Source organism: Brucella sp. HL-2 (genome assembly GCF_025846885.2).
GTDB classification, from domain to species: domain Bacteria; phylum Pseudomonadota; class Alphaproteobacteria; order Rhizobiales; family Rhizobiaceae; genus Brucella; species Brucella quorumnocens.
This window is the reverse complement of record NZ_JAOYTK010000006.1, coordinates 85,093-99,800: the sequence shown is the minus strand read 5'-3', so window position 1 is coordinate 99,800 and position 14,708 is coordinate 85,093. Positions and strand designations below refer to the sequence as shown.

Here is a 14,708-nt window from a genome sequence, read left to right as displayed (position 1 = left end):
AATCTCTTGCGCTCCAGTGTGGATGTCGCCCAATAGAAAGCGCATAAGCTGCACTCCGTCTACCTGTCGGCACTTGATCAACAACTCCTCAAAGGAAAATAAATATAATAATTTCAATTAATTAGATCGAATTCGGTAGTTTCTTCGCAACAAACAGCATTTTCCGCTAATTTCCCTGTTGCAATCTCAAAGTCGTTAGTCCATATAGCGCCTGCCTGACGGAAATGACTGGCGCGAGCGGGTGTAGCTCAGGGGTAGAGCACAACCTTGCCAAGGTTGGGGTCGAGGGTTCGAATCCCTTCGCCCGCTCCAGTTTTCCGATCAGATCTTTCCAAAAATCATAAAGATAAGCATGATCGAGCAGTTCAGCCTGCACGTGAAGTGCATTTTTATTGATTCCTGATCAGTGGCAATTCAGCTGCAAGATATGTTCTCAGGAAATCCGGCGATTGCGCGCGAGCACCCAGAGAAGATACACGCCGCCCAACAAACCTGTTGTCAGTCCGATCGGCATTTTTACATTGAACGGAAAGTGCTGGCTGACGAGATCGGCTCCCACAAGCAGAACCGCGCCCATCAAAGCGCTGGCAAGCAAAGGCACTGCCGATGAGCGGGTCAAGCGTCGCACAAGTTGCGGAGCAGCAAGTGCGATAAAGGCAATTGGTCCGGCGGCGGCCGTCGCAACCGATGTCAGTCCAACCGCCGCCAGAACCATAATCAGACGGGTGGTTTCGACCCGAACGCCAAGCTGGCTCGCAGCGTCGTCACCCATTTCCAGCAGGTTAATGCGCTGCGCATGATAGATCGCAATCGGTACGACAACGACAAAGCCCAGAATAGCCGGGATCGCATGCGACCACGTTCTCGTATTCAGCGATCCGGCCAGCCAGAGCTGTGCGGAAGCCGCCTGATCCAAATCACCCACCACCAACAAAACCGTATTGATGCCCGAGAGCACCGCTCCGATTCCAATGCCCACCAGAATAAGCCTGTAGCCGCCCGTCGTGCGCCCCTTCATTGACAGCAGAAACACAATAAGCGCTGTGCCTATGCCCGACAAAACTGCGGCCAAGGCCGTCTCAAACGGGCCTGCATTGAACAGGATGATCTGAACGATTGCGCCTGTCGCAGCCCCAGTCGTGAAACCGATAATATCCGGTGATCCGAGGGCGTTGCGCGATATCGACTGAAAAATCGATCCGGCCATTCCCAAAGATGCACCTACAAAAAGTGCGGTCACAAGACGCGGAAGACGCACACGCATGATGATACGGTCGACTGTCGGACTGGCACCTTCACCCACAAGACTTTTGATGATCTCGGCTGGCGTGAAAGACATTGTGCCTGTGCCAATATGCAGGATGCCAAGTACCAGAGCGGTAAGCAGCAGCAGGCCACAGACAATAAGTGCCCTCTTCCGCCACTGAATAGAGAAGCTGCCAATGCGCAAAACAGATTTCTTCACGTCCCTCATAGCTTGGACAACCGGAATCTACGAACGACGAAAATAAAGAACGGTCCACCGATCAGCATTGAAACGATGCCCGCCGCCACTTCTGAAGGGGCTGCAATTACTCGTCCGATGATATCCGCACCAAGCAAAAGAATGGCTGCAAACAACGCCGCGTAAGGCAAAATCCAACGATAGTTCGGTCCAACGATTGCACGTGCGAGATGCGGCGCGACGAGACCGACAAAACCTATCGGCCCGGCTCCAGCAGTGGCAGCACCTGCCAGAAGCATCACAGTCAAGCAGGATAGCAGCCATGTTGAATAGACATTGACGCCAAGTGCGGCCCCCAGCTCCTTGCCCAAAGCGATCGCATTCAGTTTGCCTGCAATGGAAAAGGCAATGATCAATCCAAGCACAACGGAAATGGCCAGGACTGCAATCACATCATAGCCTCTGCCCTCGACCGAACCGGCAGACCAGTGGCGAAACTGATCAAAAACGGCCAATGGCGCATTGATAATGATGATCCCGGTAACGGATGCGAGGACTACGGATACGCCAGCACCCGCAAGAACCAGCCTCACCGGATTGGTGCCGGTTCCGTTGCTTCGCCCCAGAATAAACACGGCAACGCCTGCAAGACCTGCGCCAAGAAACGCAAACCAGACATATTGCACCATCGATGTCAGATTGAAGGCAACAATACCAAGGATGACGGCGACCGCCGCACCCGCATTAATGCCAAGCAGTCCCGGTTCTGCCAAAGGATTGCGCGTGACCGCCTGCATCACCACGCCAGCGACACCCAAGGCAAGGCCCGCGAGGATAGCAACAATTGTGCGCGGGATACGCAACTCGCGAATAATCAGGTGCTGGTCGTTTTGGATATCCGGCGACCACATAGCCTGCAATGTATCGCCAAGAGGTATTGACCTGGAGCCAAGCGCAAGGCTGGCGAGAACCGCTATGCCAAGCACAAGCAGACCGGCACAAAGACCCCACATTCGCCGCTGGCGTAACGAGACGCGCAAAGCCCGGCTTCGATCAGAAAGTGAAGTCGGATCAGACGTCATTTACGAAAATGCGCGGCGACAATATCAATCAGCTGAATCCCTGAATAATAGTCAATCCGAAAAGACGTGGCACCCAATGGGTAAACCTGTTTCTCCTTGACAGCAGGTAGATTTGCCAGAACCGGATCATTCAAAAAGGCTGTTACATCAGCATCGACGCCGCGCAGCAAAAACACGGTTTTGCCGGTGATAGCTGCGGACAAGTTCTCGTGAGAAATGAAATCAAAATCGGAACTGCGCGTCACCTGCTTTGCCAGCGCTTCAGGCAACCCATCGACCTTGAAACCAAGCGCTTCAAGCAATTGCCCCTGCGCACTTGTTGCCTTACCAATCGAATAGCTGTTGCCGATATTATAACCGACAATGCTGACGGGTGCATCGGAGCGAGTTATGGTGGCGGCCGCTTTGGCTGCATAATCATCAAAGCGCGCAACCGCTGCCACAACCTCGTCTTCCAGGCCGGTAGCCTTGCCAAACTCGGCTGCAATATCCTGCCAGCTTTGATTGGAATAATTCACGACCATCGTTGGAATACCCTGCGCTTTCAGCTCAGGATAATGCTGAAGAACACTGTCGGCGCCCGTCGCTGATGCCACGACAAGATCTGGCTCCAGTGCAATAATTGCTTCAATATCGAAATCGAGGTTGGAATAGAGCACCTCAACACCGCGTTCATCCGCGACCTTTGCCCATTGCGAGAAAAAGCCCTTGTCGTCAGTCAACATGCTGGGTGTGGTCGCTGTGCTCGCGATAACCGGCGCATTGATCGCAAGCAGAATTCCGGTGAGGCTTGGAGCGGTCGAGACAATCCGCACAGGCTTTGACTTTAGCATCAGCTCGCCAGAATAGTGCTTGATCGTGCGGGGCCATTGATCATCTTGTGCCAGCGCGGCTTTAAAAGGCAGCACAAAAGCTGCAAGCATAATCAGGAATGAAAAGAGGATTTTCCAGGATTTCACGGCCGACCCTTACCTGAGATCGTTAGTCTGCGGTTCTGGCAAAGTGAAAGCACTCTGCTAAAATATGATTATTACACTCCATATTGCAGAACGCATTCTGCAATGCAATACAGATCACTTGCCGCACACCGACGATTTCCACTGACTTGCCACTGGACCCAAAGCAAATGATGCATCGCCTTCACGCTGATACCGTGACGTTGAAATATGATGAGAGAACAGTCGCGACCGACTTGTCCGTGGCTATTCCTGATGCATCCTTCACGGTTATTGTCGGGCCGAATGCGTGTGGAAAATCAACACTACTCCGGGCTTTATCGCGGCTGTTAAAACCAACGTCCGGGAAGATCATTCTGGATGGTGGTGACATTTCAAGCCTACCCGCGAAGGAAACAGCGCGCCGGCTCGGTCTGCTGCCACAAAGCTCGATTGCACCGGAAGGGATTACGGTTGCCGATCTCGTTGCGCGTGGCCGTTACCCACATCAATCCTTCTTGCGGCAATGGTCCGAAGCGGATGAAGTGGCCGTGGCGCAGGCCATGGAAGCGACCAAGATCACCGAACTTGCAGACCGGCCTGTAGATGAACTTTCAGGCGGACAGCGCCAGCGCGTCTGGATCGCTTTGGTGCTGGCGCAAGACACGCCGATCCTGCTTCTCGATGAACCAACGACCTATCTCGATATCGCGCATCAGATCGAATTGCTTGATCTTCTAGCGCAGCTTAACAAGCAGGGACGAACAGTCGTCGCTGTTTTGCATGAACTCAATCATGCCTGCCGCTATGCCTCGCATCTGATCGCAATGCGCGATGGCGCCTTGATTGCCCAGGGCAGACCTGCCGATATCGTCACGGAAAAACTGGTCGAAGACGTATTTGGCCTTACCTCCATCATCATCCCAGACCCGGTTTCCGGTACGCCACTCATCGTTCCGAAGAGCAGCGCGGCCTAGTGGATTGAATTTGACGTTTGAATCCCAACTGACACATACGCTGCTTCAAACGTCAAATTCGAAAAATCCACTAGATTCATGAACTTGCTAGTGGTCTTCTTGATTCCGACATTTGTCCCATGCCTGTATCCGAGGGATGCAAATGTCGGAATCAGACCACTAGCTTTCCGGCATTTCAAGCTGCGTATCGACAATCAGGCCGCCTGTGGATTGATTGACTATGCAGGCTTCATGAAAAAGCGCTCTGCGTTCTTCATCAGTGCGAAGCTGGCCAAGATCAGCGACCGTCGTCATGACGCAGACGATTTCGCCCTGAGCATCCAGCACAGGCGATGCCTGCCCGGTAACATTCGACAAAAGATGGCTCGTCATCTCCGACCAGCGGTCGCCACGCACCTTATCGAGAAGCGCTTTGGTCGGCGGCGTGCCACGAAAATTGGCAGGCTGAACCTTGCGAACTGCATCAATGCTGCTTTTCGGCAGGAAAGACTGAAAAACCAGACCACAGGCCGTATTATCGACCGGCAGCGTATCGCCAAGCGCCAGTGGGTTTACCGAAAAATAGGCGCTGCGATACCATCGCACCAAAGTTGGACCTCTATCCGTCCAGATCGCCACGCCGCCGCTCATGGCATGACGCTGCGCCAGAGCTTTCATATGCTGCGCTGCGATTTCCACCGCATCGACACGCTTCAGCGCGCCTATGCCGATGCTAAGTGCGGTTGGTCCGAGATCGTAAAATCCGCTGACGGGGTCCTGCTTCGCAAGCCCTTCCTTCACGAGACTTTGCATATAGCGATGCGCTGTCGATCCGCCTGTTCCTGCCCGCTTCGCAACTTCACCCAATGGAAGCTCGTTTTCGGCATTGGCCAGAATTTTCAGAAACCGTGCTGCAATTGATACCGACTGAATCGTGCCGGAGCGTTTATCTCCCGCAGTCTCAGCCTCATCAGCCGGAAACCCATCCTGTTCTTTCAAATGCTCCGCCTCCCGTCAGAATGGTTCCAGATTATAAAAACCATTCGATCATTCTGTTCCGCTTTGAGCGATGTTTAGCGTCAAGCTCACACAAAGTCATGTCTGGCATGAAACCTATTTCCATGAACGGGCGTCACAACTCTGTGCTTCGCGCGCGCCATGCGACCCATGCGTTGCTAATGTGCAACATCGATAGTCAGCTTGCACTCATACTGTATTGCGGTATGCATTCCTTATTGCGGAATTCAAATCATAGCGATAACAGAACATGACTTACACACTCATGTTTGGGGCGACCTATGAATATCCGTTCTACCCGTGGCTTTTTCTATAGTGTTAGCGCGTTGACGCTTGCGGCACTTGCTGGATCTCCTGCCCTTGCGCAGGATGCGCAGCCTTCAGGCGAATCCAAAACATTGGTGCTCGATACGTTGGTCATTACCGGCGAAAAAGTCGCGCGTGATATCAAAAACACCGCATCATCTGTCACCGTGATTACCGCCAAGGAAATTGCTCGGGAAAAAACCGGCGATTCTTCGGTAGCGGAAGTGGTACGCGGAACCCCCAACGTCGTTTACTCCGATACAGTCGGCGCACCCGTTATTCGAGGTCAGGACAGCCAAGGCCCAAACAATGGTGCAACGGCCTTCTTTTCGGGCACCGTCCCCCGCGCGACGATCAATCTCGACGGCCATTATCTGAACTATAATGAGTTCATTTTTGGCTCTGCCCCCATCTGGGACGTCGACAGCATCGAAGTCTTCCGTGGCCCGCAAACCACATCGCAGGGTGCGAATGCAATCGCCGGTGCGATTGTCGTCAACACCAAGGACCCAACATTCGAGCAGGAAGGCGCTTATCAGGTCGAGATTGGCAATTACAATGCCAAGCGCACATCGATCATGCTCAATACCCCGCTTTATAAAGACGAGATTGCTGGCCGTCTCGCGATTGATTATTCCGGTCGCGATACTTTCATCGACTATATCAATCCAGGCTTCTACTCGTCGGGCACTGATCACGATTTCCAGTCGCTGAACATCCGTTCAAAGCTTCTGTGGCAACCTGCCGAAATCCCCGGCCTTGAAGCAAAGCTCACCTACTCTTTCAACAAGAGCAATCGCCCGACCTACGAGGCAGCCACGCCTCTTTATTATGAGCTGGATTATAACGGCCAGAGTATGCCGACATGGGATCAGCGTACCAATACCGGCATTCTGGACGTCAGCTATGATTTCGATAATGGATTTAAGTTTTTTAACCAGACGCAGTTTTCCGACTCCAGCGTCGAACGCTCGACAGGTATTGTAAACGGTGGCGATGCCAATATCGATCAGACCAATATTTCCAATGAAGCTCGCATTACCTATGGCGACCAGGAAGATGTCATCAGCGGCGTAGCAGGCATCTATTACGCTCACACCAAAACGGACGAAGCGCTTTATCTGCTGAATGCGAGCAATAAAACCGCCAATAATTATCTCTCGACATTCGACGACAAGAAGACAAATCTCGGCCTGTTCGGTGAGTTAAGCTGGCGCATGAATGATCAATGGACCCTGACCGGGGGTATGCGCTACCAGCAGGATAACATTCAGCGTGATGGTGTTTCCGTCTATTCGTATGTGCCAGTCAACTTCGACGAAACCTTCTCGGCGTTCCTACCAAAAGTCTCGCTGGCCTACGCTATCACGCCCGATCTGACAGTCGGCGGACTGGTGAGCCGCGGATATAATCCCGGCGGCGTGTCGCTCTATATGAACACGACCAACCCTGCATCGAGCAAGTGGAACAAATTCGACGAAGAAACTTTGTGGAACTATGAGTTGTTCACGCGTGCTGAAGTGCTGGATAACAAGCTCGTTCTGAACGCCAACGTGTTCTACATGGACATGAAAAATGCGCAGTATAACATTCCAGTTGTCCTGCCGAATAACATCGTCCAGTCCTACACCATCAATGCCGAAAAAGCGCACGCCTATGGCCTTGAAATTGGTGCAGACTATCGAGTGCTCGACAATCTGACGCTCAAATCGAGTGCGGGCATTTTGCGCACCAAGATCGATGAGATTTCCAGCAATGCTTCGTATGAAGACAATGAATTCGCAAAGTCTCCCGGCTATATGCTGAGCTTCGGCGCGAGCTGGGATGTGACCGAAAAATTCAATGTTTCTGGCAATGTCCGCCATACAGACGGCTATTATTCAGACGTTGCGAACACGAAGGCTTACTGGGTCGGGGCCTATACGATTGCCGATGCCCGCATGAGCTATGATTTCACTGAGAAGTTCCAGCTCTATGGCTTTGTGAAGAACATCTTCAACGAACGTGCGCCAACGTCTCTGCAAGCAACGCGCGGCATCAGCGGAGCAACGACGCAAGCCAGCATGACCATGCCACGCACTTTCGGCATAGGCATCAAGGGCAGCTTCTGAGTTCTTGCTTTAGAGCGGCTCCAGTGAAGATTGAATCGTTGGAACCGCTTCGCACGTTTGGCGCAAATACTTCAATCAATCAAACCGTGGGCTTTTTGCTCGCGGTTTTTGGCTTAAAAACTGACGGAAATTGATCATGGCTTCTCGCAAAATGCTCCATATCGGCATGTCACTCGCTCCCACCTGGCTAAGTGGTGACGGCTGGCGACATACAAACAGCGATATTGAAGGTGTCTTCGGATCAGACTTTTATCTCGATATTGCCAAACGTGCGGAAGCTGCCAAACTCGACTTCGTGTTTCGACCTGACAGTCTGTTTCTCAACAGTCCGATCATGGAGACAACGCCCGGCTTTGCCAGTCTGGACGCGACTTTGCTGATGGGAACACTTGCCCGCGAAACGTCAAAGATCGGGTTGCTTACGACCATTTCGACCACCTTCATGCCGCCATATGCGGTGGCACGGCAGGTTTCGTCGTTGCATCATCTGAGCAATGGGCGCGCAGGCTGGAACATCGTCACAGCACTTGATGGCAATGTAAATTTCGGCCTTGATGAGATGCCGACATCCGACGAGCGCTATGCGAAAGCGGCAGAATTTACCGAAGTCGTACGCGCCTTGTGGGAAAGCTTTCCCGGTTCGGCCCTCAAGCGCGACCGGGCTAGCGGAAACTATGCAGACACGGCGCGTATTCAGCCGATCAATCACGAGGGCGATTTCTTCAAAGTCAAAGGACCGCTCAACATTCCTTCTATTGAGAATGTGCCAATCCCGCTTGTTCAGGCTGGCGCCTCACCTGCCGGTCGCAGCTTCGCGGCCTCGGTGGCCGATGCAATCTTTTCCGCGACGCCTGACATCGACGTGGCCATCAATCTGCGCAAAGATTTGCGTTCCCTTGCACAATCCCATGGCCGCAATGCAGATGATGTGCGCCTGCTACCCGGCCTCAGCCTCTATCTCGCGCCTACACGCAAGGAAGCTGAAGAGCTGTTTTCCTATACCCATGCGCGTGGCGACCGCACCCGCAAGATTGCCTATATTCGAGATATGACTGGTCTTGATCTCACAGACTGGCCGGAAGATCGATTGATCCGCCCGTCCGACTTACCGCCGCCACCGGAAAAAGTGCGCAGCAAAACCCACGCCGGATTGCTCCAGCGCCTTCTGCAAAAAGAGACGCTCCGCCTTGATGACTTGCTCCGCCGACCGGAAGTTATCAGCGCGGCTCATTGGCAGATCATCGGAACGGTAGATGATGCGGTTGCGCAAATCCGCCAATGGTCTGAAGCTGGAGCGATTGACGGCTTCATCACCGCACCCGGCGGCTCGACATCGTCAATGCATATGGCACTTGACGAGTTGATGCCGAGGTTGAGCGAAGCGGGGCTTCTGCGGTCAGACTATACCGGCAACACGTTCGCTCACCACCTGAGCGAATAGCTATCAGGCAAAGCTGAAGTCGAGACCGATATCGAGGTTGGGCGTGCTGTGTGTCGTCCAGCCAACCGAAATAAGATCGACACCACTTGCGGCCACAGTTGCAACCGTATCCGGGGTGATACCACCTGAGGCTTCAGCAATCGCACGACCGCCGATGATTTTCACCGCTTCGCGCAATTGCGCGGGCGACATATTATCGAGCAGGACTGCATCGACGCCAATTGCCATTGCTTCATACAGTTGTTCGAGTGTATCGACCTCAACTTCAATTTTGACCATATGCCCGGCATTCGCTTTGGCGCGCTGGATGGCTTCACCAACGCCGCCTGCAACTGCGATATGATTGTCTTTGATAAGCACCGCATCATAAAGCGCGAAGCGATGGTTCATGCCACCGCCTGCCCGAACAGCATATTTCTGCAAGGCTCGCAGGCCCGGCATGGTTTTGCGCGTACATACGATTGCAGCTTTCGTGCCCTGAGTGGCTTTGACCAGATTGGCCGTTGCAGTGGCAACACCCGACATATGGCCGAGGAAATTCAGCGCGGTTCGTTCGGCTGCAAGAATGCTGCGCGACGAGCCAGACACGCGAGCGAGCGTCGTGCCTGCTGCCAGAAAATCGCCGTCATTGACCATTCGCTTAAAGGCAACCGAAGGATCAACAAGCCGAAACGCCATTTCGGCAACGTCCAGGCCGGCAATGGCACCGGGCTGACGCAGGCTGAACACCATGGTCGAGTGATGACCTGATGGCACAACCGCATTGCTGGTGATGTCGCCCGCAAGTCCGAGGTCTTCAAGAAGTGTGGCCCGCACCAGCGGTTCGATGAGCAAAGGCGAAAGGCGTGGCAGATCCATCATGCGGTCCTTGATAAAGGTTCAGGCAGAGCAATTTCGTGAGCAAGCGTAAAAGCCTGCTCGAATGTGTAAAAGCTGCGCTCGGATTGCGCGCTTTTCTCAGGATAATCTGTTCGGGCATGACTGCCGCGAGACTCGCGCCGCTCAAATGCTGCGACACTGATAATGAGTGCTACCGCAGCCGCGTCATCCGTCAGTGCGAGCGGCAGAAGTGCTGTAATTGCTGAACGTAAGCCGTCGTCATCGCGCAACAGCCCCAAATGCCGGGAGGCAATTGATCGCACATAAGGCAGACTGAATGTTGCCGGCAGAGCGATTGATGAGAGCGGCAGCGTAGCGGCGGGCGATGCGCTTGCAATGGCGTGGCCTGCTCGAAGGCCCATGACGGCAGCTTCTAAAAGCGAGTTGCTCGCCAGACGATTTGCCCCATGCAATCCAGTGCAGGCGGCTTCACCCACGACCCAAAGCCCTGCAAGGCTGGTGCAGCCATCGCTGTCGGTTGCCACGCCGCCCATATGGTAATGGGTTGCAGGCCGAACCGGCACCAGATCGCAAGAAGGATCGATGCCATATTGCTTGCAAAGCGCATCAATACCCGGAAACCGCTTCGCAAAACCCTTGCCCAATGACGCGCGTGCATCGAGAAACACTTTGCGACCTTGCGCAAGTTGCTGTCCGATTGCCCGCGCAACCACATCGCGCGCCGCCAGTTCCTGCCCCGGAATATCCTGCATGAAGCGTTCGCCGCGATCATTGACAAGTAGCGCCCCTTCACCACGCACAGCCTCACTGATCAAAGGCAAGCGCGATGCAGACACCGCCAAAGCAGTCGGATGAAACTGCACAAACTCCATATCGGCAAGCACGGCACCAGCACGCCCGGCTAGTGCTGCCCCTTGACCGAGATTGCCAAGCGGCGTGGTGGTCGCTTCATAAAGCCCACCGGCTCCGCCTGTTGCGAGCACTACAGCACAGCCCGCAACGGGCCCAAAGCCTTCGAGATCAACACCCGCGATGCGCCCATCTTGCTTGATAAGCCGCAGCGCGCGGGTATTTTCTTTAACTGTTATCGATGGGGTGGCGCCCACTTTAGCGCCAAGCACGCGCATAATGCCTGCGCCCGTCGCATCGCCATCAACATGGACGATGCGTTGTCGGCTGTGCGCTGCCTCAAGGCCAAGCGCATAAGATCCATCCGATTTTCGATCAAAGCGAACGCCATAATGTTCAAGCGCTGCAATCGCTTCGGGAGCAGCGTCAATTATGTCTTTTGCAACTGCGGCGTCGCAAAGACCAGCACCCGCTGCCAGCGTATCCGCCAGATGCAGAGCTGCGCTATCATCGTCACCAAGGCTTGCTGCGATACCGCCTTGCGCCAGAGGGCTTGAGCCATCGAACGCAAAGGTTCCCGCGGTCACCAGCATCACAGGTTGCGGCGCAAGGGTCAGCGCCGTCATCAATCCTGCGAGACCACTGCCGATAACAATCACAGGAGTGGCGCTCATACTGCAAGCATCCGTTCGACCGCGCGGCGTGCAGGCTCGGCAATAGCAGGATCAACTGTCACTTCATGGCGATTTTCTTCAAGCGCCTGCCGAATATTGGCAAGCGTGATCCGCTTCATGTGTGGGCAGAGATTGCAAGGCCGGATGAATTCGACCTCGGGATGATCGACGGCAACATTGTCGCTCATCGAACATTCAGTAAGCAGAACCACACGTTGCGGCTTCTTCTCACCGACAAAGTCAGACATGACAGCCGTTGACCCAGCAAAATCCGCAGCTTCTACCACTTCCGGCGGGCATTCAGGATGCGCCAAAACCATCACGCCGGGATGGTTTTCACGCAACTGTCGGATATCATCAGGGGTGAAGCGCTCATGCACCTCGCAATGGCCGTGCCAAGCGAGAATTTCAACATGGGTTTCACGCGCAATGTTCTGCGCGAGATATTCGTCGGGGATCATCAGCACACGCGGTACGCCAAGCGACTCGACCACTTTTTTCGCATTGCCCGATGTGCAGCAAATATCAGACGCTGCCTTAACCGCAGCCGAGGTATTGACATAGGTGATGATTGGCACGCCCGGATGCGCCTCGCGCAGAAGTGCTACATCTTGCGGTGTGATCGAATCCGCAAGCGAGCAACCCGCAGCCATATCGGGGATCAGCACAGTCTTTTTGGGGTTTAGCAGCTTGGCCGTCTCGGCCATAAAATGGACGCCGGCTAGCACAATCACATCAGCTTCAACATCAATCGCCTTGCGAGCGAGTGCGAGACTGTCTCCAACAATATCCGCGACGCAGTGAAAGATTTCCGGAGTCTGGTAATTGTGCGCGAGAATAACCGCGTTGCGCTTGCGCTTCAGCTCCAGGATCGCCGCGACATCGTCTTCGAAACCCATCCATTCGGCTTTGGGCAGCACCGACGCCACACGATCATAAAGCTTTGATACGGAAACGAATTCATTCATGGCGGCCTCCCGAGCAGCGCATAAAATTCCGCTGTTGCGGAATATCCGATTATACTCAGTATGAGTATTTCATAGATGCGCAGTTATACTCGATTCGAGTATATTGTCAATCACGAGAGATGGGGAGCTTTGTTCCTGCGAGATGGCGCTCAGAAAGCGCGCGTTCCTCAACAATCGAATAGCGGAAACGGAACAGTTTCGCCGGGCGACCGCCGGTTTCGCTGTCGCTTTCACCGGTTTCTTCAACGAGGTCCTGCTGTTCGATCAGACGGCGGAAATTCTGTTTATGCAGCCGCAATCCTGCCAATGCCTCAACGGTGCGCTGCAACTGCAGAAGCGTGAAACTGTCGGGCATCAATTCAAAAACAACGGGGCGATATTTGATCTTGGCCCGCAACCGCGCGATGGCTGTCGCAAGAATGCGGCGATGATCGGCAAACATATGACGACCGTTTTCTTCGTCGCCCTTTCCGGCTTCGCTCACCAGACCTGCTTCATAGAGCAGTTCATAGCGCTGAAGCACAAGATCTTCATTCCAGCGCTCGCCATTCAGTCCAAACGAAAACGCAATGCGCCGCAAGCGCTGCGCCGTCAGATCAGCAGATGCCGCCTGATGTGACCAGACCCGCAGACCATTGCTCAAATGGCCGACAACCTCCGGCACACCCTGTCGATGGTCTTCCCATGGCAGATAGTCATACCAGCCGCGCCAGCTGGCCTGCTGACCAGCCACATCGTCCTCGCGCACGAGGCCAAGATAACTGATCGAAATTGTGCGTTCTCCCTGCCTGTGACGGTCGCGATCGGCAAATGTATAAAGCTGCTCCAGATAACCGACGGGATGTGCGGTTTCCGTCTGCACCCAGGCTCGCAACCCAGCCTGCAATGAACGGTGTTCCGTCTCAAATGGACCGGACGGCAAAGCCTGCCCTTGACGCACAGTCATGACACGCGGCTGCTCACCTGTGACAGCGGTCAAAACAGCGATCAGCTCGGTATGGGCAATATCGTCAGTCAATGCGGCAGCTTCTTTCTTTGCTCAACGCCCAGAGGCATACAGAACCCTTTGAATGGTTGTGCGTTGGATAACAGATAAAATCAATTCAAAAGCTTGGCGTCGTTATAAGCTATCCGCCATAAAAAAACGCCGCCCAATGGGCGGCGTTTCAATCGGACTAAAACTGTCGCGATTACGGCGTTACGTCGAAGCCGAACCACTTTTCGGAAAGCTTCTTGATGGTACCATCAGCCTTGGCTGCTTCGATGGCTTCGTTGAACATTTTCTGAAGTTCAGGTTCGTTCTTACGGATGCCCACGGCAACACCACGTCCAAGAATGCCGCCCTTGAAGTAAGGACCGGTCATGACGATGTCTTCATTGCCTGGCTTCTTGGCTGCATCGCTAAGATAGGCCAACGAAGCAACGATCAGATCGACGCGACCAGACTTGAGGTCAAGGTCATGCTGGTCTGTGGTCTTATATTCGCGGATATCGATTGAATCCTTGAAATACTTGTCGAGAAGCGAAAGGCCGAGCGAAGCGGTCTGAACACCAACAGTGCGGCCCTTGATTTCGGCAGCGATCTCGCCGATTGCCTTCTGGCTCGCTTCTTCATCCTTGGCAAGATAAAGCGTCTCGCCGGTGTGTGGCAGCTTGGCGAACGGGCTATCCTTCAGCGTTGCGAAGGTCTGTGGCGTCAAGCCGTAGGAAACCGTGAAATCGATGGTTTCTTCACGCTTTGGCGTTGCGGTCAGGCCAGCCATAATCGCATCGAACTTGCCAGCGTTGAGTGCCGGAATGATGCCGTCGAATGGCTGTGCAACCATGGTGCACTCGACCTTCATGCGGGTGCAGAGATCCTTGTAGAGATCAACTTCATAACCATCCAGCGTGCCATCTGGCTTGGTGAAGTTATACGGACGGAAAGCACCTTCCGTTGCGATAGTGATCTTGGTCCACTTCTTTTCTTCTGCGTGGGCAGAAGCGGTCGTGAGAACCAGCGCAGAAACGAACAGGGCTTTGAACAATCCCAGGGTCTTCATTTGAATTACCTTACGCAGTTATTTGCTGACGCGCCTTGTGGCA

General features: G+C 53.9%; 12 protein-coding genes and 1 tRNA gene. 4 read left to right on the top strand and 9 right to left on the bottom strand.

Going from position 1 to position 14,708, the window contains the following annotated elements; genetic code table 11:
* Window positions 1-237 precede the first annotated feature (237 nt).
* Window positions 238-312 (top strand) — tRNA-Gly (locus OIV19_RS10490).
* Window positions 313-433: 121 nt separating this feature from the next.
* Here OIV19_RS10490 and OIV19_RS10485 read toward each other — a convergent pair.
* The 3 genes from OIV19_RS10485 to fepB all read right to left on the bottom strand — a co-directional run bounded on the left by OIV19_RS10485 (window position 434) and on the right by fepB (window position 3,485).
* Window positions 434-1,474: a FecCD family ABC transporter permease gene (locus OIV19_RS10485; RefSeq protein ID WP_151091125.1), complete on the bottom strand. Its 1,041-nt coding sequence runs from the start codon at window positions 1,472-1,474 to the stop codon at window positions 434-436.
* The gene (locus OIV19_RS10480; RefSeq protein ID WP_264231633.1) at window positions 1,471-2,457 is read right to left on the bottom strand and encodes an iron ABC transporter permease; all 987 of its coding nucleotides are present in this window, start codon (window positions 2,455-2,457) and stop codon (window positions 1,471-1,473) included. The genes OIV19_RS10485 and OIV19_RS10480 overlap by 4 nt, the downstream gene beginning before the upstream one ends.
* Before the next feature lie 65 nt (window positions 2,458-2,522).
* On the bottom strand, window positions 2,523-3,485 hold the full coding sequence (fepB, locus tag OIV19_RS10475; RefSeq protein WP_264231596.1) for a Fe2+-enterobactin ABC transporter substrate-binding protein: 963 nt from the start codon (window positions 3,483-3,485) through the stop codon (window positions 2,523-2,525).
* Window positions 3,486-3,652: 167 nt separating this feature from the next.
* Here fepB and OIV19_RS10470 point away from each other — a divergent pair, with 167 nt between their 5' ends.
* Window positions 3,653-4,438 carry an ABC transporter ATP-binding protein gene (locus tag OIV19_RS10470; RefSeq protein ID WP_095445727.1) on the top strand — a complete coding sequence of 262 codons (786 nt, stop codon included), beginning with the start codon at window positions 3,653-3,655 and terminating at the stop codon, window positions 4,436-4,438.
* 159 nt (window positions 4,439-4,597) lie between these two features.
* On the opposite strand, the gene OIV19_RS10465 is transcribed toward OIV19_RS10470, so the two are convergent.
* Window positions 4,598-5,416, bottom strand: coding sequence for an IclR family transcriptional regulator (locus OIV19_RS10465; RefSeq protein ID WP_134156276.1), 819 nt, complete (start codon window positions 5,414-5,416; stop codon window positions 4,598-4,600).
* A 299-nt stretch (window positions 5,417-5,715) separates the two neighbouring features.
* Between OIV19_RS10465 and OIV19_RS10460 the strand changes: the two genes are divergently transcribed.
* Window positions 5,716-7,851: a TonB-dependent receptor gene (locus tag OIV19_RS10460; protein ID WP_264231595.1), complete on the top strand. Its 2,136-nt coding sequence runs from the start codon at window positions 5,716-5,718 to the stop codon at window positions 7,849-7,851.
* Window positions 7,852-7,987: 136 nt separating this feature from the next.
* A complete protein-coding gene (locus tag OIV19_RS10455) occupies window positions 7,988-9,292 on the top strand; it encodes an NtaA/DmoA family FMN-dependent monooxygenase (protein WP_264231594.1) in 1,305 nt (434 codons plus the stop codon).
* 3 nt (window positions 9,293-9,295) lie between these two features.
* On the opposite strand, the gene nadC is transcribed toward OIV19_RS10455, so the two are convergent.
* The 5 genes from nadC to OIV19_RS10430 form a co-directional block, all read right to left on the bottom strand.
* Window positions 9,296-10,150 carry a carboxylating nicotinate-nucleotide diphosphorylase gene (gene nadC / locus OIV19_RS10450; protein WP_264231632.1) on the bottom strand — a complete coding sequence of 285 codons (855 nt, stop codon included), beginning with the start codon at window positions 10,148-10,150 and terminating at the stop codon, window positions 9,296-9,298.
* Window positions 10,150-11,655, bottom strand: coding sequence for an L-aspartate oxidase (locus OIV19_RS10445; RefSeq protein ID WP_264231593.1), 1,506 nt, complete (start codon window positions 11,653-11,655; stop codon window positions 10,150-10,152). Before OIV19_RS10445 ends, nadC begins: the two co-directional genes overlap by 1 nt.
* Window positions 11,652-12,623: a quinolinate synthase NadA gene (gene nadA / locus OIV19_RS10440; RefSeq protein WP_095445058.1), complete on the bottom strand. Its 972-nt coding sequence runs from the start codon at window positions 12,621-12,623 to the stop codon at window positions 11,652-11,654. Before nadA ends, OIV19_RS10445 begins: the two co-directional genes overlap by 4 nt.
* Before the next feature lie 106 nt (window positions 12,624-12,729).
* Window positions 12,730-13,641 carry an NUDIX hydrolase gene (locus OIV19_RS10435; protein ID WP_264231592.1) on the bottom strand — a complete coding sequence of 304 codons (912 nt, stop codon included), beginning with the start codon at window positions 13,639-13,641 and terminating at the stop codon, window positions 12,730-12,732.
* 172 nt (window positions 13,642-13,813) lie between these two features.
* A complete protein-coding gene (locus OIV19_RS10430) occupies window positions 13,814-14,665 on the bottom strand; it encodes a transporter substrate-binding domain-containing protein (RefSeq protein ID WP_264231591.1) in 852 nt (283 codons plus the stop codon).
* Window positions 14,666-14,708: the final 43 nt, after the last annotated feature.